The sequence below is a fragment of the Ruegeria sp. H8 genome, assembly GCF_056532905.1.
On record NZ_JBQFNY010000001.1, the window covers coordinates 266690 to 289124 of the forward strand.

The following is a 22435-nucleotide window of genomic DNA, read 5'->3' on the forward strand; positions in this document are numbered from 1 at the left end:
AAACCTTGCCGGATCAGGCTTTGGCTTCGTCTTCCTCGGCAGGAGCGGCTTCCGGAGCCAGCTCTTCGTCCTCGGACGCGGCCGAGCCGATGTCGTCGAACAGTTCGGCGATCTCGAATTCAGCGGCTGCTTCTTCTTCGGCGGCCAGTTCCTGGATCGATTTGCCCGAGGCCTGAAGTTCAGCTTCTTCTTCCGAACGCGCCACGTTCATCTTGATTTCAACTTCGACTTCGGGGTGCAGCTTGACTGCAACCGAGTGCAGGCCCAGTTCCTTGATCGGATTGACCAGAACAACCTGCTTTTTGTCGACGGTGAAACCAGCTTCGGTTGCAGCCTCTGCGGCGTCACGCGGGGTGACCGAGCCGTACAGAGCGCCAGCATCCGATGCCGAGCGAATCACGATGAACTGCTGTCCGTCCAGCTTTTCAGCCAGTGCTTCAGCTTCTTTCTTGGTTTCCAGGTTGCGTGCCTCAAGCTGCGCTTTCTGGGCTTCGAACGACGCGATGTTGGCGTCCGAGGCGCTCAGAGCTTTGCCCTGAGGCAGCAGGAAGTTGCGGGCGTAGCCGGGCTTGACGTCAACGACGTCGCCCATCTGACCCAGTTTCGCAACGCGTTCCAGCAGGATAACTTGCATGTCAGTCTCTCCTTACTTCACAGCGTAGGGCAGCAGGGCGAGGAAGCGGGCGCGCTTGATAGCACGGGCCAGTTCACGCTGCTTTTTCGCCGAAACGGCGGTAATGCGCGAAGGAACGATCTTGCCGCGCTCAGAGATGTAGCGTTGTAGCAGACGGGTGTCCTTGTAGTCGATTTTTGGCGCGTTCTCACCCGAGAACGGGCAGACCTTGCGGCGGCGGAAAAATGGTTTTGCGGCCATGGTTTAGTGTCCTTTCCTCAGGCGGTGATCAACGACGCTCGCGGCGGTCGCCACGTTCGTCACGCTTCTGCATCTGAACCGACGGGCCGTCTTCGTGACCGTCAACCTTGATGGTCAGAACGCGCATGACGTCATCATGCAGGCGCATCAGGCGTTCCATTTCCTGAACCGCACCCGAGGGCGCATCGGTTTTCAGGAAGGCGTAGTGGCCCTTGCGGTTCTTGTTGATCTTGTAGGCCATCGTCTTGACGCCCCAGTACTCGCTATCAACCAGCTTGCCGCCGTTGTCAGCCAGAACGGTGCCGAAATGTTCGACGAGGCTTTCCGCCTGCGCGTTGGACAGATCCTGACGCGCGATCATTACATGCTCATACAGTGGCATGTGCACTCCTGTTTATGTCAAGGCGCATTTCATAGGCGGGGCCATCCGGTCCTTCGCGACCCTGCCACGAGAGGCTGCGCGATTCATCTGATTGCGAAGGATGGCCCCGTATACACGTTTGAACCGCAGGAGCAAGCCCCGCCACATATGCCTTTGAGACGCCGCCCAATTTCCTTTGGGCCGCCCAAATGCTGACGCTTTTCGGCTCAAAGTTGTTTTGCATACCGGACGTTACCCGGACCAAACAGAAATTCGACAGTAACCTGATAAAAGGTGAAGTGTTATGACCGCGACCAATACAAACACATACCGGGAAGAGGCGGCGGGCTCGCGCTTTGAGCATTCGGTGCCGGTAATGATTGCCTTCGCGCCAAACTGGAAGGCCCGTTTGATCCTGGCGCGGTTGGTAGGAGCGTTCTTGATCTTTTCGGCGTTTTCGATGTGGCTGATGCCAGGTTCGATCGTGGGTGCAGATGTCTGGCCGATCAAGATGGTGGCATCCATGCTGTTTCTGATCGTCGGTGTCAGTTTGCTGACGATCGAAGTTCTTGATCAGCGCCCGGATGCCTATTTCGATCCGATCCGCCGCGAAGTCCGTGTTCTGCAAAAGAACGAAGACGGGCGCCCTCAGACGGTGCTGCGCCGCAGCTATGACTCGCTGGGTGGTGCGCGTTTTGAAGAAAACGAAGTCCACTTGTTTGATGTGGACGGGAGCCTTTTGATGAAGCTGCCCCTTGAATCGGCGGATGTCAGCCGAGCGCTGAAAGGGCAACTGAGCAAGAGCGTAACAATTTTCGGCTGAACTTTATTCTGTTCAAAAAGGAACAGATGTTGTGACTCGAAAAAGGTTGTGTGCCGCCGACAGGCGGCACATTTTGTTTGTGAGCAACCCTGCCGGGTTGCGTTCACAAAAACGCGGAGATTGTTATGAAATCCACCCTTCTTGCTGCTGCACTGGCCGTATCGGCGACCACGGCATTCGCCAGCGCCGAGAAATACGTGCTGGACCCGAGCCACAGCCAGGTTGTCTTCAGCTATGACCACCTGGGCTTTTCAACCACAACCGGCATGTTCTCGGGCTTTGAGGGCGAGATCATGTTTGATCAGGAAAATCCCGCCGCCTCCAGCGTGAGCGTGTCGATGCCGGTATTGGAGATGTTCACCGGCTGGAAGCCGCGCGAAGATCACTTCATGACCGAAGATTTCTTTGGTGCGACCGAGGGCGATCTGATCACCTTTACCTCGACGGGTATCGAAGTTACGGGTGAAAACACTGCCAAGATCACCGGCGACCTCACCATGAACGGCGTGACCAAATCCGTTGTTCTGGATGCCAAACTGAACAAGGTTGATACCCATCCAATGGCGAACAAGCCATGGGCCGGTTTCGACGCCACCACGACCCTTGTCCGCAGTGAATTTGATCTGGGCCAGTTCGCACCGTTTGTCAGTGACGAAGTGCAGGTGCAGATCTCGGTCGAAGCGCAAAAAGCCGAATAAGCGCAAGACGGCGAACACGAAAACCGCCGGTGATCCTGTCACCGGCGGTATGTATTTGGCATCACTGACTGCGGGACGCGGCGAGTTCCACAGCGACTGTGACGGTGAAGCCGAGCGAATCTTCGGTGGGCTGCGATGCGCCGATGCCGAAATCCAACCTGTTCAGATCAACCGAGCCTGTCATGGTCGCGGTGTCGTCCTCAAGCTCCAGTGAAAACGGGAGTATAATATCGATCGTCTTGTCGCGGATTGTCAGTGGTCCGCGTGCCTCATATCCGCTTTCGGTTTTGAAAAGGTCAGCCGCGAACTGGGCCGTCGGAAACTGGGCGTTGTTGAAGAAATCCGCACCCATGGCCTGTTCGGTTACGGTTCCGAGGCTGAGAGAACCTATTGCGATCGTGACCTCGACGGACCCGGCCGGACCAGGCTCGGCCGGGTCGTCAAAAGAAATTGCGGCTGTCCAGTCGGAAAACGAGCCGGTGACCGGGCTGCCCAATTGCGAGATCGTAATGGACAAGGTGCCGTTCTGAACCTGCCAGTCTGATTGCACCTCGGCCAGTTGGACGTCGGCGTCATCATCGTCGGCCTCACGCGCAAATTCGCCAGAGACCCAGCCACCGGTGAGGACAAGCGCCCAAACGGCCACCGCGGCGACGGCGGGCACAAGGGAATGATGCTGGTGTGGAGGATCCGGTGCATCTGACCCACCCGGCAACATCCTGCGCAACGTGCTGTCTTTGTCTATGACGTGATGCTTCAACGCTCCGGCAACATGCAGGACCAGCGCGCCGACGAGCGTCCACATGAACAGCCAATGCAGAACGCCTGTCACCTCGGCCACAATGGTTGATTTCGGTACAAAAGGCAGATTTTGGCCGAAGGGCCAGAGGATTGGAGCAAACCCTTCGGTTGCGGCGTGGTGCACCCAACCGGTCAGTGGCACAAGCACCAATGACCCATAAAGAAGCCAGTGGACAGTTTCGGCGGCAAAAGCCTCGGGCTTGTTGTCGGCATTCAGCAGGCCGGGCTTGGTTTGCGTGAAGGCCCACATTATCCGAGCCAAAGCAACGAAGAACACGGTGACGCCTACGGTTTTGTGCAATGAGAACATGCGCGCCGCGCGTGCGATTTCGGCCTCGCTTGGGGCTCTGGAGGCATGCAATACGGCGTGGGCCAGGTTGTCCGCGATCCAGCCGAGCGGCAGGGCCGTAAAGATCAGCAACGCGGTGAGCCAGTGAAACGTCTTTGCGACACTTCCGTAACTTGAGAAGGAATTGGTCGAGGCCATGGGTGCAACGCTCCGAGATTCTGTGCTGCGCCCAAGTTAAGGTTATCGGAAGTCGGCACAAGTAAGCGCTTGTGCACAGCCAAGGTGCCAGAATGCAGAACACAGGCAATGCTTGTGCCAGACGATCAGTCAGTTTACACCCCGCCGCAACCTGACATCATCCATGAGGTTGCAATGACACTCGCGTTCGTTTTTCCGGGGCAGGGCGCCCAGACCATCGGTATGGGCAAAGCGCTGGCCGATGCCTATCCGGCGGCGCAGGCCGTCTTCGATGAGGTGGACGAGGCACTGGGAGAGAAGCTGAGCAGCGTGATCTGGGAAGGCGACATCGCCGAGTTGACGCTGACTCAGAATGCCCAGCCGGCTCTTATGGCGACATCCATGGCGGCAATGCGTGCGCTGGAAGCCGAAGGCGTTTCGGTTGGTCAGGCGGCTTTCGTGGCGGGTCATTCCTTGGGTGAATACTCGGCCCTTGCGGCTGCGGGGGCTTTGTCGGTCGCGGACACCGCGCGCTTGCTGCGCACCCGCGGTCTGGCGATGCAAAGTGCCGTACCGGTGGGCGAGGGCGCAATGGCGGCCATTCTTGGATTGGATCTGGAGGCGGTGCGCGCCGTTGCAGAAGAAGCCGCGCAGGGGCAGGTCTGTCAGGCTGCCAATGACAACGATCCAACCCAGGTCGTTGTGTCCGGTTCCAAGGCTGCCGTGGAGCGTGCCGCCGAGATTGCCAAGGAAAAAGGCGCAAAACGTGCTGTTATGTTGCCTGTAAGTGCTCCATTTCACTGTGCGCTGATGCAGCCTGCGGCAGATGTCATGGCGGAAGCGCTTGCTGCCGTCGAGATAAAGGCGCCTTCCGTGCCTTTGGTGGCCAATGTGCGCGCCGAAGCCGTCAGTGATCCGGATCTGATACGTCAGTTACTGGTGGAACAGGTGACGGGGTCGGTTCGCTGGCGCGAAAGCGTTCAGTTCATGGCCGCGCAGGGCGTGACTGAAACGTGGGAAATCGGTGCCGGCAAAGCGTTGTCCGGCATGATCCGCAAGATCGATCGTGCCATTGCAGGCAAGGCAGTGGGCACACCGGAAGATGTTCAAAAGGCCATTCAGGCCGAATCGTAAGCTCAAAAAGCGTCGTGGCCGACGCACCAAGAGGAAAACCGAATGTTTGATTTGACAGGTAAAAATGCGCTGATCACCGGTGCTTCGGGCGGTATCGGAGGCGACATTGCACGTGCGTTGCACGGTGCTGGCGCAGCGGTCGGATTGTCCGGTACACGAGTCGAGCCATTGCAGGCTCTGGCAGACGAACTGGGCGAACGCGCGCATGTGTTTCCTTGCAATCTGAGCGATCCGGAAGCCGTAGAAGCGTTGCCAAAGCAAGCGGCCGAGGCGATGGGATCGGTGGATATCCTGGTGAACAATGCGGGTATCACGCGCGACAACCTGTTCATGCGCATGTCCGATGAGGAATGGCAGAGCGTGATTGACGTGAACATGACCTCGACGATGAAACTGTGCAAAGGTGTGATCCGCGGCATGATGAAGTCACGCTGGGGCCGGATCGTGAATGTCTCGTCCGTGGTGGCCGCAATTGGCAACCCGGGGCAGGCCAACTATGCTGCGTCAAAAGCCGGGATGATAGGGTTTTCCAAGGCTTTGGCTCACGAAGTGGCAACGCGCGGAATTACCGTGAATGCCGTGGCACCGGGTTTTATCACGACTGCAATGACCGAGAAGCTGACCGAGGAGCAGAAAAAGGGTCTGTTGCTCAAGGTTCCGGCGGGCCGCATGGGTGAACCCGAAGAAATTGCAGCGGCTGTTCTGTATCTTGCCAGCCCCGAAGCGGGTTATGTTACCGGAAGCACCTTGCATGTGAACGGTGGTATGGCCATGTTGTGATCGCCACAGGGGCAGCGCGAAAGCGTTTGCCTCTTGCGTCGACTATGCTATAGGCGGCGCATCTATGCGGGGCCGGTTGTTCAGGTCGGCCTTCGACTTCCCGGTTCGCCGGGACCCAAACCGCCCGAAACGGGCAAATCAAAGCCAACCCGTGCGGGCAAGGGCAGAATCGGGCAGACCGCCCTGTAAAGGAATGAGGAATAGACATGAGCGACGTCGCAGATCGCGTTAAGAAGATCGTTGTTGAGCACCTGGGTGTTGAAGAAGATAAAGTCGCGGAAAACGCGTCCTTCATCGATGATCTGGGCGCAGACAGCCTGGACACCGTTGAACTGGTCATGGCCTTCGAAGAAGAGTTCGGCATCGAAATCCCCGATGACGCAGCCGAGACCATCCAGACCTTCGGCGACGCGGTCAAATTCATCAGCGAAGCGTCCTAAGCGTTTCCTTCTGATCAAAAGCGGCGCTTCCGAGCAACGGAGGCGCCGTTTTTTTATGCCCGCTCAAAATTCATGCTTGCGCGTGCATTTTCGGATGCGCACTGTTTCCATTGAGGCAAAATTCAAAGTGGACAGGGCATGATAAGATCCACTCCCATGATAAATACCGCGCGTTTGACGCTGTGTGCCATGCGCCCGGAGGACTTTGACCGGTTCGCCGAGATCTGGAGAGATCCGTGCGTCGTTCAGCATATTGGCGGCTCACCCCGATCGCGCGGAGAGGCATGGGATTCCTTTTTGCGCAATGCCGGGCATTGGCACATGGCCGGGTTTGGACAATGGGGTGTGCTGCAACAATCGAATCGAAAGCTGATCGGACAGGCCGGTTTCTTTTACGGAAACCGTCAGATGGGCGATGATTTCGACGGCTTTCCCGAAGCGGGCTGGGTTCTGGCGCCCGAAGCGCAGGGGCAGGGCCTGGGGTATGAGGCGGCCAAGGCAGCGCATGACTGGTTTGACCGGGTGATTCCCGGGCCTTTGGTTGCGATGGTGAATGCGTCCAACGCCTCGTCGCAGAAACTTGCCAAAAAGCTGGGCTATGTATTGATGCGGGAAGGGGTGTATAATGAAACCCCGGTGCATTTGCTTCGGCGCAACGGGCCACCGGCGCTCGCGTAAATCCGCCACTTCGACACTATGCCGCAAAATGGCCAAACTGTGCCGATCCCGGTGATATTGGGAGGGCGTTCAAGGTGTATGCTTCCGGGGATTTTCAGAGCGATTGAGCGGAGGACCGAGCTCATGAGGATATACCCCACTATGGAATTGCAGAACGGCCGGTGTGTCACGTTGGACAAAGGTCGTTTGGACAACGCTATGATTTGGCATGTAAACCCAGTCGAAACAGCGCGAAGCTGGGCGGAAGCGGGTGCCGAATGGATGCATCTGACCGATTTCGACGCGATCGAAGGCAAGGATACCAACGTCGAATTGATTGAAGAGATTATCCGCGCTGCCGAAATCCCGGTTCAGTTGGCGGGGGGTATGCGGACCCGCGAACAGGTCGAACGCTGGATCGACAAGGGCGTCGGTCGCGTCGTGATCGGGACGCTGGCAGCGCGCGAGCCGAAACTGGTCAAGGAATTGGCCACGCTCTACCCGGATCAAATCGTGCTGTCGGTCGATGTCTGGCAAGGTTATGTAATGACGGATGGCTGGCGCAGCCAAAGCGTATTCACGCCCGAAGCGTTTATCGATGCATTCGAAGGGGCGCCTTTTGCTGCTATCGTGGTGACGGATATCGACAGCGATATGGAGGACGTCGAGGCTCAGCTTGGCCTGATCTCGGGACTTGCCAGCCATTCGCGCACCCCGGTGATAGCAAGCGGGGTTGTACGTACCGCGGATGACATCTCGCGGCTGGCCTATATTCCCAATATCTCGGGTGCAATCGTGGGGCGTGCACTGTTTCGCAAGACACTTGACCTGACGGATGCACTGGAAATGGCAAAATCGGCGCATGAGCCGGTGGCACAGTTCCAATAAATACGCTTCGCCCTTTCAACCGGATCCGTGAAAGGGCGGGCACCGATTTCCGTAACCCACAGCGGTACTGCTTCGGTTGCCCGGCGGCGGGAAGCCCGCCTGAAATCGCCGTTGCTCTTGCCCCCGCACCCCGGGCCGGGGTAAGAGCGGTTCTCATAACAGCAAGCAGGCAAGAGGCACTTCATGCGCAGAGTCGTTGTAACCGGTCTTGGATTGGTCACTCCTTTGGCCAGCGGGGTCGAGGAAACCTGGTCGCGGCTGCTGGACGGAGAGTCCGGCGCTGGTCCCATCACGCATTTTGATGCGGAAGGCAGTGGTGTCGCCACGACCTACGCCTGTGAGGTGCCCCGCGGGGATGGAACCAATGGGACCTTCAATCCCGATGACTGGATGCCGCCGAAAGAGCAACGCAAGATCGAGGACTTTATCCTGTATTCCATCGCAGCCGCGGAAATGGCCTGCAAGGATGCGAACTGGTTGCCGGAAGATGAAGAGGACCGCCTGCGAACAGGTGTTCTGATCGGTTCGGGCATCGGGGGGTTGGGTTCGATCGCGAATACCGCCAATCTGATCCGCGACAAGGGCCCGCGCCGGGTTTCACCGTTCTTTATTCCGGGCGCTCTGATCAACCTGGCATCAGGTCAGGTGTCGATCCGGCACGGCTTCAAAGGGCCGAACCATTCGGTCGTGACGGCGTGTTCCACCGGTGCCCATGCAATCGGTGACGCCAGCCGTATCATTCGGGCAGGTGACGCAGACGTCATGGTTGCAGGTGGCGGCGAAGGCTGCATCTGCGAAATCGGCATCGCCGGGTTCAACGCATGCAAGGCGTTGTCGACCAAATATGCAGACAACCCGAAGGCGGCCAGCCGACCCTATGACGTTGACCGCGACGGATTCGTCATGGGCGAAGGTGCGGGCATCGTCATCCTGGAAGAGTATGAACACGCAAAGGCCCGCGGTGCAAAGATCTACGCCGAGGTGCTGGGCTATGGCATGTCGGGCGACGCATATCACATCACGGCACCGTCCGAGGATGGTGACGGGGCAGAACGTTCGATGAAAGCCGCGTTGCGCAGCGCCGGGCTGGAGCCGAAGGACTTGGACTACATCAACGCCCATGGCACTTCGACCATGGCGGATACGATCGAACTGGGTGCGGTCGAACGTCTGCTGGGAGACCACGCCGCGAACGCCACCATGACGTCGACCAAATCGGCAACCGGGCACCTTTTGGGTGCAGCGGGGGCGATCGAGGCAATCTTCTCGATTCTGGCGATCCGCGATCAGGTCGCACCTCCGACGATCAACCTGGACAACCCCGCGGTGGAGACACCGATTGATCTGGCCCCGAACACCAAGCGTGAGCGTGAGATCAACGTGGCCCTGTCGAACTCGTTCGGGTTTGGCGGCACCAATGCCAGCGTGATCTTCGGAAAGGCCAACTAAATGTGGCGGGCCATTGCTTCGAACGCGCTGACCATTCTGGTGGTCGGTCTGTTCCTGATGGGTGGACTGATCCTTTGGGGGCAGACCCAGTACAAGGCCGAAGGCCCGCTTGAAACCGCGATCTGCCTTCAGGTCAGGAGCGGATCGAACATGACACGTGTCAGTCAGGAACTGGAAGAGCAGGGCGCGATCCGCAGTGCCACGATCTTTCGGATGGCCGCCGATTACACGGATCGGGCGCAGCAGTTGAAAGCCGGCAGCTTTTTGGTGCGGGAAGGCGCGTCGATGGAGCAGATCATCGACGAAATTACCAGCAGCGGTGCCAGCACCTGTGGATCCGAGATTGAGTATCGTATCGGTGTGACGCGTGCTCAGACCCGTGTGCGCGAGTTGAACCCGGCGACCCTGGATTTCGTCGAAATCGCGTCGTTTGATCCCTTGGAAGACGAGGTGCCCGAGGCCTATGACGAGAAACGCAACGAGGCGGACACCCGTTACCGCGTGTCGCTGGCCGAAGGTGTGACCTCGTGGCAGGTGGTACAGGCGTTGAAGGCGTTCGACGCTTTGACAGGTGAGGTGACCGAGATCCCGGCCGAAGGGATGCTGGCGCCTGACAGTTACGATGTTGTGGCGGGCCAGGACCGTAACGACATTTTGCAGGCGATGCAGGACAAGCAACAATTGCGGATCAATGCCGTTTGGGAAAGCCGTCAGGACGGGTTGCCGCTGCAAAATCCCGAAGAAATGCTGATCCTTGCGTCGATCATCGAAAAGGAAACCGGAGTTCCGGAAGAGCGCGGGCAAGTGGCCAGTGTTTTTGTGAACCGGCTGAAACAGGGGATGCGGTTGCAGACGGACCCGACCGTCATCTATGGCGTCACCAAAGGGCAAGGCACGTTGGGACGCGGGCTGCGCCGCAGCGAGCTGAACCGACCAACCCCGTGGAACACCTATCAGATAGACGGTTTGCCGCCGACGCCGATTGCCAATCCGGGCTTGGCCAGCCTTGAAGCTGCTGTTGCGCCGGATGACACGGATTTCGTGTTCTTCGTTGCCGATGGCACGGGCGGCCATGCATTTGCCGAAACCTTGCAGGAGCATAATCGCAATGTCGCCAAATGGCGCGAGATTGAGGCAGAGCAGAATTCGGGGAATTGATCTGAACGAAAAATGGTTTCGTTCATCGTGTTGCGCCAACGCCGGTCATTGAACCGGCGTTGGCTTTTTTGTGTTCCGATCTTAGGCCGCCGGACGTTTGCCGCGTGGGCGACGCCGTTTGTTTGCTGCGGGTTTTGACCCCGCGTCGGCGGATTTGGGTTTGAACCCCCGGCGACGGTTGTTCGGGCGGCGCGCCGGTTTTTCAGGTTGCACAGCTTCGGGCATCGCGCCATTGGCAACTGGAATCTCGATCTTCATCAGCTTTTGAATCTGGCGCAGCAGATCAACTTCTTCCGCGGAACAGAAAGCGATGGCTTCGCCCTCGCGCCCTGCGCGGGCGGTGCGCCCGATACGGTGGACGTAGTTGTCAGGCACCTCGGGCAGGTCGAAGTTGATTACATAGGCGACGCCCGGGATGTCGATGCCCCGGGCGGCAACGTCGGTGGCCACCAGAATGTTGATGTCACCCGCGCGGAACGCCTTGATCGCGCGATCACGCTGACCCTGGCTTTTGTTGCCGTGGATGGATGCGGCGTTGTAGCCATCGGCCACAAGCCCTTTCATCAGCCGTTCCGCACCATGTTTGGTGCGGGTAAAGACCAGTGTCAGGGCGTCCATGTCCTTCGACAGGATTTCACGCAGCTTGGCTGGTTTCCCGGGTTTGGAGACGAAGTGCAGAGATTGTGTAATCTTGTCTGCGGCTTTGCCCGGAGGCGAGACCTGCACCCGCTGCGGGTTGGTCAGGTAAGCGCGGCTGAGCTCTTCCATCTGCTTCGGCATGGTGGCCGAAAACAACATGGTTTGTCGTGGGGTGCCCAAGGCCGGAGCGATTTTTCGCAGTGCATGGATAAAGCCCAGGTCAAGCATCTGGTCTGCTTCGTCCAGCACCAGATGGCGCACCGCTCCGAGGTTTACCGCGCCCCGCTCCATCAGATCTATCAGGCGGCCCGGTGTGGCGACCAGAATATCGGTGCCACGGGAAAGGAACATTATCTGCTTGTTGATCGATTGGCCACCGACAACGGTGGCCACACGCAGCTTGGTGCCTTTCGTCAAGGTGCGGAGGCTGTCGGCGATTTGATTCACAAGTTCGCGGGTGGGCGCCAGGATCAGTGCTTTGGCGGTTTTCGGGTCGGGCTTGCCGGGTTGGGCCAGAAGGTGATCGATCAGAGGCAGGCCAAAAGCCAAGGTCTTTCCGGTGCCGGTTTGCGCCAGTCCCAGAATGTCGTGACCATTCAGAGCAAGCGGAATCGCCTGGTTCTGGATCGGGGTGGGTTGAGTGAAATTGGCGCGTTTGAGTGCCTCGTTCAGTGCTGGGGCAAGGCCCAGCATATCAAAGTCGAACAAATAACTATCCTTTGCAGCCCGGAGCGTTGGCCCACGGACAGGTCATGAAGGGTCGCGCGTTGGCGACCGACAGGGGTTGTGCGAGACCTCGGGACGAGCAGGCGTATCCTGCGCCATCCGGCCGCCGCGTCAAGAACCCTGCGTGATGGGGAACTGGAATGATGAGTTGGCGCTGTGGGGCGGACGAGGTCCGCTTGAACTCACGCATCAGCGCTGTGATGTGGGGCACATGAGGGTTCCGCCATGAAATGTCAAGCGCTGGCAAGCCTTCTGGTGGTCTACTGAGTCGAATAAGGCACTGTTCGCGGCACCAGACTGCCATTGAATTACAGCGTAAAACCAACGGCCCTGTTGATCGCCATTCCAGTATTCACGGCCTGATAGGTTGGAAATGGCATCCTCTCGGCAGTGTGAATGTCGCGTCGGATCCAGTTTTGTGCTTCCAATTGGTGAAGGGATGAGGACAGCGCCCGATCTGTAATGATCGTAAGACCAGATTTGATGGCCGAGAAACGATGAGGGGTACCTGTCAACGCCAGAACTGGCACAGTCCAAGATTTTCTTAGCAGTCTGATTTCATCCTCAGAGCGGGCGGTAGTAATTATCTTGCTGGCGATCGTGGCAGCCTCGGTTCCGAATGGCGTAAGTCGAAATTCTGGACGCAGAGGGTGCCCATGTCCGGGGTTTCTTTCGATCATTCCAAGTTCAATAAGATGAGAAAGGCTGGCTGCAAAGGCCGTTCGGCTTGCGTCGGTCGCTGCCAAAAGCGGGGCTTGCCGGCCCGGAACTTTGGCGTGCAGCAGGGCAAGAATTTTCAGGGACCAAGCCCGCGATGTCAGCTTGACAAGTGTATTTATGTCCATAAAGTATAGTAAATATATTTTTCAAAAAGGAAAAGCCTTATGTCGCTCGTTTCATTGAAAAACACCATCACACTTGCGATGTCCGTTCGGGATCGACACGCCAGTGCGGAATGGTATGCCGCCAAGCTGGGATTTGAGCTTATCCACCACATTGATGAAGCGGGATGGAGCGAATTGCGAACCAATGTCGACCGAGTCACTTTGGGGCTGGGCGAACAGGCCGAAGCCTCTCCGGGGAATTGCGTGCCTGTTTTCGAAGTCGCGGATATCGCGGAGGCGCGCGGAAAGTTGGAACTTGCAGGAGTGGAATTTGACGGTGAAACGGACACGATTGAGGGGATGGTCAGCACGGCAACGTTTTACGATCCGGATAGGAATGCGCTGATGCTGGCGCAGGATTTGACAGGCCAGAGCTGAGAGTAAGAGGTAAAGGAAAACTCAACACAGCGACCGCTGCGTGTTGCGTCGACGTTGCGCAACTCATTGACTTTGCGCACTTAATACCGTATAGCTTGTGACATGCTAGAGGAAGTGGGCAACGGCCCCGGGGCGACCCGGTGGCCGTTTTTTGCTTCTCTCGTGCGGAGAAAACTCACGCATGAGGTCACAGGCAAACATGACTTTGATTACCCCGGAAGAGCGGATTTCCCAGACGGCTGAATTGTTGCAGTCGCTTGAGAGGTCCATTCGCGATCTGCGGCAAGCGGCGGAAGACCTGCGCAAACAGATCGGAGCCGGGGAGGATGTAGATCTTGCTGGTTCAGCCAAGCAACTCGGGCAGTTAGAGGGGCTGATCCGAAGTTGTCAGAAAGTGGAGACAAGCTTTGTCGAACAACATCACAGACAAGCCGGAATTGCCCAAGGAGGGTACGCGCTCGATCTTGACCGAGCTCGGTTTGAAGTCGGGTGCAGGCTGGCTCGCCTCCGCGCCTGTTGCGGTGCAGAAAAGATTTCTGAGTGAGATCGGGGAGGGAGGGCTGTGTGCCCTCCCTTTCCTGTTCGAATTCTGGGCGCTGCCGCATCAGCTGCCACCCGAGGGCGACTGGCGGTCCTGGGTGATCATGGGCGGGCGCGGCGCGGGCAAGACGCGGGCCGGGGCCGAGTGGGTAAGGTCGATGGTCGAGGGGCCGAAACCGCTGGACATGGGCGAGGCGTGTCGAGTGGCTTTGGTGGGTGAGACCTTTGATCAGGTGCGTGATGTGATGATCTTTGGCGATAGCGGGATTTTGCAGTGCTCGCCGCCGGATCGTCGGCCGGTGTGGAAGGCATCCGAACGCAAGCTGATCTGGCCCAACGGGGCCGAGGCGCAGGCGTTTTCGGCGCATGATCCTGAGGGTCTGAGGGGGCCTCAGTTCGATGCGGCATGGGTGGATGAGTTGGCCAAGTGGAAGAAGGCCGGCGAGACCTGGGACATGCTGCAATTCGCGTTGCGGCTGGGTGAGCGGCCGCGGGTCTGCGTGACCACGACGCCGCGCAACGTGAAGGTGCTGAAGGATCTGCTGGCCTCGCCGTCCACGGTTCAGACCGATGCGCCGACCGAGGCGAACCGGGCCAATCTGGCGGACTCGTTCCTGCAAGAGGTGCGTGCGCGTTATGCGGGCACGCGGCTGGGGCGGCAGGAACTGGACGGGGTGCTGCTGGCCGATGCCGAAGGGGCGCTGTGGACAGGCTCGATGCTGGATGCGGCGCGGGTCGAGGTAGTGCCCGAGCTGGATCGCATCGTCGTTGCGCTGGACCCGGCGGTGACGGGGGGATCAAGCGCTGATGCCTGCGGGATCGTGGTGGTGGGCGCGCAATTGCAAGGCCCGCCCGAGGACTGGCGCGCCTATGTGCTGGCTGATCGGACGGTGCAGGGCATTGGCCCGGCGGGCTGGGCGCAGGCGGCAATTGACGCGATGGACGAGTTTGGGGCCGAGCGGCTGGTGGCCGAGGTCAATCAGGGCGGGCAGCTGGTGGAAGAGGTGGTGCGGCAGGTGGACCCTCTGGTCCCGTTCCGGGCGGTGCGGGCCTCACGTGGCAAGGTCGCACGGGCCGAGCCGGTGGCGGCGCTGTACGAACAGGGGCGGGTGCTCCATGTGGCCGGGCTGGACGCGCTGGAGGAACAGATGTGCCAGATGACCGCGCGCGGGTTCGAGGGGCAGGGCTCACCCGACCGCGTCGATGCGCTGGTCTGGGCGCTGCATGAGTTGGTGGTGGGGCCTGCGGGGGTGTACCGGCGGCCGAGGGTGCGGAGTTTGTAAGGCCAGTGCGGCGAATACATCAAGCGCTTTGGACAGGGGCGAGTTCATCTGGCCATCGTCTGGGGTGTTCAGAGACAATCAGCAGAACGTCAGCCCCGGCCAATACGGTTCGAACATCGCGTATCAAATCCAGGTTGAGGCGGTCGATTTCGTGCGCGAAAACGGAACGACATGGGTCGTAGTAAACAGTCACTAAATGGGATCGGCCCAGTTTGGTAACAGACAGATCCCGGATCCGCCCGCCATCTTCAATGAGAGTTGCACGTACGGCGCGGCGCGCGGTCGCAATAGTGGCGGGGCTGGCGCTTAACCCTGCAAGCTCGCCCAATCCGCCTTTGAATTCACGGATATACGCCCCGAGGGCCAGCAGGCAAAGCAGTAGGACAATCACGGAATCCCCGATCGGAGCGATCAAGGCAAGTGGTCCTTCCCTGAAAAAGTAGATGGCAGCCAAGCCGATGCCTGCCGCGGCAGTGATCATCCCGTCAAAAAGCGCCGCTTTGGCCTCCAGTCGCAGGATTGCGCTGTTTCGTCCGATGCGACGCCAGGTGAAATGATGAAAGGCCCAGAGCAAGGTGCAGGTCAGCCCAATCCCTGAGAAATAGAGGATCATCGGCGCAAAGCTCAGAGGCTCGGGGGGCAGGCCGTTCAGATAGTTGTAGATGCTTTTGAGGGCGCTGGTGATCGCAAACAATACAAGACCCAACAGGGATAGAGAGCGGAGTGTTGAAAAGATGGCTTCGTCTGCGGCATAGCCGAACGGTCGTAGCTTGTCGGGTCCGGCATCAATTCGTTGGCTGATCCTTCGGCCGAGAACGGCTGAAGTAAAACCGATCAGTGAGAACAGTCCGTCCATCATGATCGCGTTCGAATTCGACAGAATGCTGGCCAGGATTCCTGCGGCACCCATGAAGAGATTTCCCCCCATTGCCACTACGAGTGCGCGGCTTTCCAGTCGTTTTCTGATGGCCAATTCTGGCTGGGTCATTCGATCGGTCCCGGATTGCTTTCAGTACTTCTACCAATAGCCATCCATTCGGAATTCGCCACCCACTTTGGTTGCTCGTGTTGCCCAACCCCCGTACGCCCCATTCCCGAGGCTTAAACTTCTTTCCGTCATAACTCCCTTCAACAAGCCGGGCAGAGCGGCGGCAGAAAGGAGCACAGATGGTATTCGATTTCTTGCGTCGTGGATCGGCTGAAGCGGCGCCCGAGGCAAAAGTAAGCGCGGCTGGGCCGGTGGTCGCGTGGCAGACGGGCGGGCGCGTGGCCTGGAGCCCCAGGGACGCGGTGTCGCTGACGCGGACGGGGTTTTCAGGGAACCCGGTGGGGTTTCGTTCCGTCAAGCTGATTGCCGAGGCGGCGGCGGCTTTGCCGTTGGTGTTGCAGGATCAGGCGCAGCGGTTTGATACCCATCCGATCTTGTCCCTAATGCGTCGTCCGAATGCGGCGCAGGGGCAAGCGGAGTTGATGGAGGTTCTGTTCGGGCAGTTGCTGCTGTCGGGCAATGCCTATGTCGAGGCGGTTCAAGCCGAGGAAGGCCTGCCGGTCGAGCTGCATGTGTTGCGTTCAGACCGGATGAGCGTCGTGCCGGGGGCGGATGGATGGCCCAAGGCGTATGACTATGCGGTTGGCGGCAAGAAGCATCGGTTTGTGGCGGAAGCCATCTGCCATATCAAATCGTTCCACCCTCAGGATGACCACTATGGGTTCTCGCCGATGCAGGCGGCGGCGATGGCGATTGATGTACATAACAGTGCGTCGCGGTGGTCGAAGTCGCTGTTGGATAATGCGGCGCGGCCTTCGGGGGCTTTGGTCTGGAAAGGCGATGGCCACGGGGTGATGGCCGAAGATCAGTTCCGGCGTCTGTCAGACGAGATTGAGGCGAACTATCGCGGGGCGCGCAATGCAGGCCGTCCGATGGTTCTGGAAGGGGGGCTGGATTGGAAGCCGATGGGGTTCTCTCCGTCCGATATGGAGTTTCAAAAGACCAAGGAAGCCGCCGCCCGTGAGATCGCGCTGGCCTTCGGTGTCCCGCCGATGCTGCTGGGGATTCAGGGTGACGCGACCTATTCGAACTATCAGGAGGCCAACCGGGCGTTCTATCGCCTGACCGTTCTGCCCCTGGTGACGCGGGTGGCGGCGGCGTTGGCGGACTGGCTGGCGGGATTTACCGGCGAGGAGCTGGTTTTGAAGCCTGACCTGGATCAGGTGCCTGCGCTGTCCGCAGAACGGGATGCGCAATGGGCGCGGGTCAATGGGGCCGACTTCCTGACCAACGCCGAGAAGCGTGCCTTGCTGGGCCTGCCGGAGCGTGCGGATGGGTGAGGGGTATCCCTCGTTCGAGTGCGCGCCGGGTCTGCGTCTGGCCGCGCATGAGCGGGTGGCCGAGATCCAGCATGCACATCTGTGTCGGCGCCTGGATCAGATCGAAGAGATGATGGAGCGGCTGGAGCGCCGGCTGTGGCTGACGGTTTATGGCGTGGCGGCGGTGATCCTGGCACAGGCGTTTCAATCCCTCTTGGTTGTATCGCCATGAGTTCAATGGGTTACATGGAGAAGTTCATGGATTTGGAACATAAGTTCGCACGGTTCGGCGACGGTTTGTCGGTTACGGATGATGCGGTAATCGAAGGCTATGCCAGCCTGTTTGGGCAGGTCGATCAGGGCAGTGACGTGGTGCAGCGTGGCGCCTATCGCGGTTCGCTTGACAGGCTGGCCAGGGCGGAGCAGCGCGTCAAGATGCTGTGGCAGCATGATCCGGCCCAGCCCATCGGCGTGTGGGACGACGTACGCGAGGACGACAAGGGCCTGTGGGTCAAGGGGCGTCTGCTGGAGAGCACGCAGAAGGGCCGCGAGGCGGCAGAATTGATCCGGGCAGGTGCGATGGATGGTCTGTCGATCGGCTACCGCACCAAACGGGCCGTGAAGAATGACAAGGGCCAGCGGGTCCTGACCGAACTGGAGCTGTGGGAGGTGTCATTGGTGACCTTCCCGATGCTGCCCAGTGCGCGGGTGGCGGCGAAGGGAAGGACACCTGACGCCGAGGAAGCCCTGCGCTGTATTGCCGACGTATTCAACGATGCCCGGCAGGAGCTGGCGCGGAACTAGCGCGCCTCAAAACCACTCAGAACAGGACATGCTGATGAGCAAGACCGAAACCCCGGCCTTGACCGGAGAGGGTGCGCCCCTGGTTCAGGAGGTGAAGCAGGCGATGGCTGGCTTCGTGAATGAATTCAAGGGCCTGAAAGCCGAAGTTAACACCAAACTGCAACAGACAGAAGAGCGACTGACCATGCTGGATCGTAAATCAACAATCGCGGCACGCCCGCATCTTGCCGCTTCGATCGAAGAGGGAGCCCCGCATCAGAAGGCATTTGACGCCTATGTGCGGTCCGGCGAAGATGACGGGCTGCGTGGACTCGAGATGGAGGCCAAGTCCCTGTCAACAGCGGTCAACAGCGATGGTGGCTATCTGGTTGATCCGCAGACTGCCGAGACGATCAAGTCGGTTTTGAACTCGACCGCCTCGATCCGTTCGATTGCATCGGTCGTGAATGTCGAGGCAAATTCGTTCGACGTGCTGATCGATCACACCGATGTAGGTGCGGGCTGGGCTGACGAAAACTCGGCCACAGCGGAAACCGGAACACCGTCGATCGATCGCATCTCGATCCCGCTGCACGAGCTGAGCGCGCTGCCCAAGGCGTCGCAGCGTCTGCTGGATGACAGTGCCTTCGACGTCGAAGGTTGGCTGGCCGGGCGCATTGCCGACAAGTTTGCACGCGCCGAGGCGGCGGCATTCATCAACGGCGATGGCGTCGACAAGCCCAAGGGGTTGATGATCCACCGAGCGGTGCCGAATGATGGCTGGTCGTGGGGCAGCCTTGGCTATGTCGCGACCGGAATTGATGCGGGTATTGATGCGGATGCGATTGTCGATGTGGTTTATGCGCTGGGCGCGCAGTACCGGGTCAACGGGACTTTCGTGATGAATTCGAAGACCGCAGGTGTGATCCGCAAGCTGAAGGACAGCGATGGCCGCTTCCTGTGGTCCGATGGTTTGGCCGCAGGTGAGCCAGCGCGTCTGATGGGGTATCCGGTTCTGATCGCCGAGGACATGCCGGATGTGGCAACCGACAGTTTCTCGATTGCCTTTGGTGACTTTCAGGCTGGTTACACCATTGCCGAGCGTCCTGATCTGCGCGTGCTGCGCGACCCGTTCAGCGCCAAGCCACATGTCCTGTTCTACGCGACCAAGCGCGTCGGCGGCGATGTCAGCGATTTTGCTGCGATCAAGCTGGTGAAATTCGGCACCGCCTAACGCGGGCTGAATCCGGGGGGCCCTGGCCCCTCGGACGGCGGGCGCGGGCCGGAGTGAGATCCTCTGCGTTGTCTAGCTGCTCCCCTCCGTCCGAGCAACGTGGGGCGGCGCGTGCCCGCCATTTTCCAAGGATGGGGCCCTGGAGGGGTCCGAGATTGCGGAGTGAGTGGATGATGTTGATCGAAGAGACCGCCATCGCGGATGCGGCGCTGCCGGTGGATCAGTTCAAGGCGCATCTGAGGTTGGGCACGGGCTTTGCCGAAGATGATGTGCAGAATGAAGTGTTGAAGGGGTTCCTGCGGGCTGCCATCGCGGCGATCGAGGCACGCACTGGCACGGTTCTGATCACACGGGATTTCTCGTGGAGTTTGAACAGGTGGCGCGACCCGTCGGGCGAAGTGCTGCCTGTGGCCCCGGTGGTTTCAGTGCAGGCCGTGACGCTGACTGACAAGCAAGGAGCCGAAACGGTCGCGGACGCCGCGACCTATCGCCTGGAGCATGATAGTCAGCGGCCCCGGATTCGCCCATTGGGATCCAGCCTGCCTGCCATCGAAACGGGTGGTTCCGTAAAGATTTCGTTTGTCGCGGGGATGGCGCAGGATTGGGGCGGGTTGCCCGCCGATCTTGGGCAAGCCGTGCTGCTGCTGGCGGCGCATTACTATGAATACCGGGATGAAACCTCATTGGGCGCTGGATGTATGCCCTTTGGTGTCACTAGCCTGATCCAGCGCTATCGCATGGTGCGTTTCGGGGCGGGGGTATCGCAATGAATACGCCGCATCTGAACCGTAAATTGGTGCTGGAGGCGCCAATGCGAAGTGCTGATGGGTCGGGGGGCTATACCGAAACATGGGCCGCGATGGGGACACTATGGGCCGAGGTGACGGCGCGCAGTGGGGCCGAACGGCAGATCGCCGGAGCGTCCGTTTCGCGTGTCGGGTACCGCATCGTGGTACGTGGTGCGCCCATGGGATCTTCGGTGCGCCCCGCGCCAGATCAGCGGTTTCGCGAGGGAAATCGCTGTTTCGTAATCCGGGCCGTGGCCGAGCATGACCCGCGCGGTAAGTTCCTGACCTGTTTCGCAGATGAAGAGGTGGCGGCATGAGCTATGGCGTTTCCGCCGCTTTGCAGGCGGCCGTGTATCAACAGCTTTCAGCGGACGCAGCAGTCAGCAGCCAATCGGGGGGCGCGATCTATGATGCCGTGCCCGCGGGAACCGTGCCGCAGACCTATGTGACGCTGGGCCCCGAAGAGGTGCGCGACGCGTCGGACCGAACAGGCGCGGGCGCGATACACCGCTTCACCGTTTCGGTGGTGTCCCAGGAGGCAGGGTTCGGTGCTGCCAAAACACTGGCGGGCGCGGTGTGTGACGCGCTGGAAAACGCGCCACTTAACCTGGTTCGCGGGCGTTTGGTGGGGCTGTGGTTCGAGCGGGCCTCGGCCCGGCGCACCGGGACCGGCGGCACCATCCGCCAGATCGACATGAAGTTCCGCGCCCGCGTGGAAGATGACTAAGCAATCAACGGAGAGAGCACATGGCTGCCCAGAACGGAAAAGACCTGTTGGTCAAAATGGATATGAACGGTACCGGCCTGTTCCAGACCATCGCGGGGCTGCGGGCCACGCGCATAAGTTTCAATGCTGAAAGTGTGGATGTCACCAGTCTGGAAAGCCAGGGTGGATGGCGCGAGCTTTTGTCCGGGGCGGGGGTCAAATCGGCTTCTATCTCTGGCTCGGGCGTGTTCAAGGATGCCGGCACGGATGAGCGTGCGCGGCAGTTGTTCTTTGATGGCGAAACTCCGGCTTTTCAGGTCATCATCCCTGATTTCGGGATTGTTGAAGGTCCGTTCCAGGTGACCAGCATCGAATATGCGGGCTCGCACAACGGTGAGGCGACCTATGAGATGAGCATGGCCAGTGCCGGTGCTCTGACCTTTACGGCGCTTTGATCCGATGGCCAATCCGTGGACAGGCGAGGTGGCGCTGACCATCGATGGCGAGCAGCGGGTGCTCAAACTGACGCTGGGTGCTTTGGCGGAGCTGGAGCAGGAGCTGAATGCTGGGTCGCTGGTTGAGCTGGTGCAGCGGTTTGAGGGCGGTGCGTATTCCAGTGCGGATGTTCTGGCGCTGATCGTTGCCGGTTTGCGGGGCGGTGGCTGGAACATTGCCCGGGCCGACCTGATGCATGCCGAGATTGAAGGCGGCCCCATGGCTGCCGCCAGAACCGCAGCCGAATTGTTGGCGCGCGCCTTCATGGTGCCGGAGGGCACATGAGCGGGTTCGACTGGCCTGCCCTTATGCGGGCCGGGTTTCTGGGGCTGCGACTGACGCCGGATCAATTCTGGCGTCTGACCCCGGCAGAGCTGCGGCTGATGCTGGGGCAGGGGTCCGGAGCGTCTGCAATGAACCGGGCGGGGTTGGATGCCTTGCTGGCGGCTTATCCGGACAAGACACAAGGAGAGCGTGATGACAGATCGTGACGGGTTTGATGACCTGCAAGAACGAGGCGAAGCGCTGGGCGATTCCCTCGGCGATGCTGCGACTATGGCGGCGGCGTTTGACAGCCAGATGAAGCGCATCAGCGCCGCATTTGAAGAAACCGGTAAGGATGTCGCCACGCTGGAGCGCGGCATGTCCAGCGGATTGCGCAAGGCCTTCGATGGTGTCGTTCTGGATGGGATGAGTCTTTCCGGTGCGCTGGATGTCCTGAAGAACTCCTTGATCCAAACGGCTTATGCGGCCGCGATCAAGCCGGTGACGGACCACTTTGGAGGAATGCTGGCCAACACGGTCGGCGGGTTGGTGAAGGGAATTCTGCCTTTTGCTGATGGCGGCAGCTTCAGCCAGGGCCGGGTGATGCCCTTCGCCAATGGCGGTGTGGTCAGCGGCCCGACAACGTTTCCCATGCGCGGAGGCACCGGGCTGATGGGAGAAGCCGGGCCCGAGGCGATCATGCCGCTTGCGCGCGGGGCCGATGGCAAGCTGGGTGTGCGGACGCAGGGCGCTGGGCGTGCCGTGAATGTGGTGATGAACATTTCAACACCGGACGTGCAAGGGTTCCGTCGCTCTCAGGGGCAGATAGCGGCCCAGATGAGCCGCGCGTTGGGGCGCGGCAATCGCAACAGATAAATC

Annotated in this window: 29 protein-coding genes; 22 read left to right on the forward strand and 7 right to left on the reverse strand. The window is 59.7% G+C overall.

From position 1 onward, the window contains the following. Positions 1 to 13: 13 nt before the first annotated feature. The 3 genes from rplI to rpsF are packed head-to-tail and all read right to left on the reverse strand — an operon-like array spanning position 14 to position 1256. A complete protein-coding gene (rplI, locus tag ACR0A2_RS01200) occupies positions 14 to 634 on the reverse strand; it encodes a 50S ribosomal protein L9 (protein WP_171115363.1) in 621 nt (206 codons plus the stop codon). A 12-nt stretch (positions 635 to 646) separates the two neighbouring features. Next, positions 647 to 874, reverse strand: a complete 228-nt coding sequence (rpsR, locus tag ACR0A2_RS01205) for a 30S ribosomal protein S18 (protein WP_005608650.1) — start codon at positions 872 to 874, stop codon at positions 647 to 649. A 28-nt stretch (positions 875 to 902) separates the two neighbouring features. Continuing rightward, a complete protein-coding gene (gene rpsF, locus ACR0A2_RS01210) occupies positions 903 to 1256 on the reverse strand; it encodes a 30S ribosomal protein S6 (protein WP_152458335.1) in 354 nt (117 codons plus the stop codon). 283 nt (positions 1257 to 1539) lie between these two features. Here rpsF and ACR0A2_RS01215 point away from each other — a divergent pair, with 283 nt between their 5' ends. Then, the gene (locus ACR0A2_RS01215; protein WP_152458334.1) at positions 1540 to 2058 is read left to right on the forward strand and encodes a hypothetical protein; all 519 of its coding nucleotides are present in this window, start codon (positions 1540 to 1542) and stop codon (positions 2056 to 2058) included. Positions 2059 to 2183: 125 nt separating this feature from the next. Continuing rightward, positions 2184 to 2756 (forward strand): YceI family protein, encoded by a 573-nt coding sequence (locus ACR0A2_RS01220; RefSeq protein ID WP_152458333.1) that lies wholly within the window; start codon positions 2184 to 2186, stop codon positions 2754 to 2756. Between the two features lie 61 nt (positions 2757 to 2817). Here ACR0A2_RS01220 and ACR0A2_RS01225 read toward each other — a convergent pair whose 3' ends face one another. Next, positions 2818 to 4044: a cytochrome b/b6 domain-containing protein gene (locus tag ACR0A2_RS01225; protein WP_480833815.1), complete on the reverse strand. Its 1227-nt coding sequence runs from the start codon at positions 4042 to 4044 to the stop codon at positions 2818 to 2820. 174 nt (positions 4045 to 4218) lie between these two features. Between ACR0A2_RS01225 and fabD the strand changes: the two genes are divergently transcribed. From fabD to mltG, 7 genes are all read left to right on the forward strand, one after another. Beyond that, positions 4219 to 5157 carry an ACP S-malonyltransferase gene (fabD, locus tag ACR0A2_RS01230; RefSeq protein ID WP_480833816.1) on the forward strand — a complete coding sequence of 313 codons (939 nt, stop codon included), beginning with the start codon at positions 4219 to 4221 and terminating at the stop codon, positions 5155 to 5157. Between the two features lie 42 nt (positions 5158 to 5199). Continuing rightward, the gene (fabG, locus tag ACR0A2_RS01235; protein WP_480833817.1) at positions 5200 to 5937 is read left to right on the forward strand and encodes a 3-oxoacyl-[acyl-carrier-protein] reductase; all 738 of its coding nucleotides are present in this window, start codon (positions 5200 to 5202) and stop codon (positions 5935 to 5937) included. Positions 5938 to 6143: 206 nt separating this feature from the next. After that, the gene (locus ACR0A2_RS01240; RefSeq protein WP_008756330.1) at positions 6144 to 6377 is read left to right on the forward strand and encodes an acyl carrier protein; all 234 of its coding nucleotides are present in this window, start codon (positions 6144 to 6146) and stop codon (positions 6375 to 6377) included. 138 nt (positions 6378 to 6515) lie between these two features. Then, positions 6516 to 7055, forward strand: coding sequence for a GNAT family N-acetyltransferase (locus ACR0A2_RS01245; protein WP_171204962.1), 540 nt, complete (start codon positions 6516 to 6518; stop codon positions 7053 to 7055). Positions 7056 to 7178: 123 nt separating this feature from the next. Beyond that, positions 7179 to 7922, forward strand: coding sequence for a 1-(5-phosphoribosyl)-5-[(5-phosphoribosylamino)methylideneamino]imidazole-4-carboxamide isomerase (locus ACR0A2_RS01250; RefSeq protein WP_152458328.1), 744 nt, complete (start codon positions 7179 to 7181; stop codon positions 7920 to 7922). 183 nt (positions 7923 to 8105) lie between these two features. Beyond that, on the forward strand, positions 8106 to 9371 hold the full coding sequence (gene fabF / locus ACR0A2_RS01255) for a beta-ketoacyl-ACP synthase II (protein ID WP_480445463.1): 1266 nt from the start codon (positions 8106 to 8108) through the stop codon (positions 9369 to 9371). Continuing rightward, entirely contained in the window at positions 9372 to 10529 is a 1158-nt protein-coding gene (mltG, locus tag ACR0A2_RS01260; RefSeq protein WP_480445461.1) for an endolytic transglycosylase MltG, read from the forward strand. A gap of 81 nt (positions 10530 to 10610) precedes the next feature. Here the strand turns inward: mltG and ACR0A2_RS01265 are convergent, their stop codons facing one another. Beyond that, the gene (locus ACR0A2_RS01265; protein WP_480833818.1) at positions 10611 to 11876 is read right to left on the reverse strand and encodes a DEAD/DEAH box helicase; all 1266 of its coding nucleotides are present in this window, start codon (positions 11874 to 11876) and stop codon (positions 10611 to 10613) included. 326 nt (positions 11877 to 12202) lie between these two features. Further along, positions 12203 to 12574 carry a winged helix-turn-helix transcriptional regulator gene (locus ACR0A2_RS01270; RefSeq protein ID WP_318245759.1) on the reverse strand — a complete coding sequence of 124 codons (372 nt, stop codon included), beginning with the start codon at positions 12572 to 12574 and terminating at the stop codon, positions 12203 to 12205. A gap of 204 nt (positions 12575 to 12778) precedes the next feature. On the opposite strand from ACR0A2_RS01270, the gene ACR0A2_RS01275 reads away from it, so the two are divergent. Further along, a complete protein-coding gene (locus ACR0A2_RS01275) occupies positions 12779 to 13156 on the forward strand; it encodes a VOC family protein (RefSeq protein WP_171204959.1) in 378 nt (125 codons plus the stop codon). 521 nt (positions 13157 to 13677) lie between these two features. Beyond that, a complete protein-coding gene (locus tag ACR0A2_RS01280) occupies positions 13678 to 14979 on the forward strand; it encodes a DNA-packaging protein (protein ID WP_480833820.1) in 1302 nt (433 codons plus the stop codon). 19 nt (positions 14980 to 14998) lie between these two features. Here ACR0A2_RS01280 and ACR0A2_RS01285 read toward each other — a convergent pair whose 3' ends face one another. Beyond that, positions 14999 to 15967, reverse strand: a complete 969-nt coding sequence (locus ACR0A2_RS01285; RefSeq protein WP_152458321.1) for a cation efflux transmembrane domain-containing protein — start codon at positions 15965 to 15967, stop codon at positions 14999 to 15001. 179 nt (positions 15968 to 16146) lie between these two features. On the opposite strand from ACR0A2_RS01285, the gene ACR0A2_RS01290 reads away from it, so the two are divergent. From ACR0A2_RS01290 to ACR0A2_RS01340, 11 genes are all read left to right on the forward strand, one after another. Next, positions 16147 to 17307: a phage portal protein gene (locus tag ACR0A2_RS01290; protein ID WP_480833821.1), complete on the forward strand. Its 1161-nt coding sequence runs from the start codon at positions 16147 to 16149 to the stop codon at positions 17305 to 17307. Then, positions 17300 to 17518 (forward strand): GTA head formation protein, RCAP_rcc01685 family, encoded by a 219-nt coding sequence (locus ACR0A2_RS01295; protein WP_171231429.1) that lies wholly within the window; start codon positions 17300 to 17302, stop codon positions 17516 to 17518. The genes ACR0A2_RS01290 and ACR0A2_RS01295 overlap by 8 nt, the downstream gene beginning before the upstream one ends. A 26-nt stretch (positions 17519 to 17544) precedes the next feature. After that, a complete protein-coding gene (locus tag ACR0A2_RS01300; protein ID WP_480618181.1) occupies positions 17545 to 18090 on the forward strand; it encodes an HK97 family phage prohead protease in 546 nt (181 codons plus the stop codon). 34 nt (positions 18091 to 18124) lie between these two features. Further along, on the forward strand, positions 18125 to 19303 hold the full coding sequence (locus tag ACR0A2_RS01305; protein WP_480833822.1) for a phage major capsid protein: 1179 nt from the start codon (positions 18125 to 18127) through the stop codon (positions 19301 to 19303). Between the two features lie 170 nt (positions 19304 to 19473). Next, the gene (locus ACR0A2_RS01310) at positions 19474 to 20073 is read left to right on the forward strand and encodes a head-tail connector protein (protein WP_171115395.1); all 600 of its coding nucleotides are present in this window, start codon (positions 19474 to 19476) and stop codon (positions 20071 to 20073) included. After that, entirely contained in the window at positions 20070 to 20408 is a 339-nt protein-coding gene (locus tag ACR0A2_RS01315) for a phage head closure protein (protein WP_171115397.1), read from the forward strand. Before ACR0A2_RS01310 ends, ACR0A2_RS01315 begins: the two co-directional genes overlap by 4 nt. Next, entirely contained in the window at positions 20405 to 20818 is a 414-nt protein-coding gene (locus tag ACR0A2_RS01320; protein WP_480618186.1) for a DUF3168 domain-containing protein, read from the forward strand. Before ACR0A2_RS01315 ends, ACR0A2_RS01320 begins: the two co-directional genes overlap by 4 nt. A 20-nt stretch (positions 20819 to 20838) precedes the next feature. After that, positions 20839 to 21252 carry a phage major tail protein, TP901-1 family gene (locus ACR0A2_RS01325; RefSeq protein WP_170343937.1) on the forward strand — a complete coding sequence of 138 codons (414 nt, stop codon included), beginning with the start codon at positions 20839 to 20841 and terminating at the stop codon, positions 21250 to 21252. A gap of 4 nt (positions 21253 to 21256) precedes the next feature. Continuing rightward, entirely contained in the window at positions 21257 to 21577 is a 321-nt protein-coding gene (locus ACR0A2_RS01330; protein WP_170343938.1) for a gene transfer agent family protein, read from the forward strand. Further along, a complete protein-coding gene (locus ACR0A2_RS01335) occupies positions 21574 to 21783 on the forward strand; it encodes a rcc01693 family protein (protein WP_170343939.1) in 210 nt (69 codons plus the stop codon). Before ACR0A2_RS01330 ends, ACR0A2_RS01335 begins: the two co-directional genes overlap by 4 nt. Next, positions 21770 to 22432, forward strand: coding sequence for a phage tail tape measure protein (locus ACR0A2_RS01340; RefSeq protein WP_171204954.1), 663 nt, complete (start codon positions 21770 to 21772; stop codon positions 22430 to 22432). Before ACR0A2_RS01335 ends, ACR0A2_RS01340 begins: the two co-directional genes overlap by 14 nt. Positions 22433 to 22435: the final 3 nt, after the last annotated feature.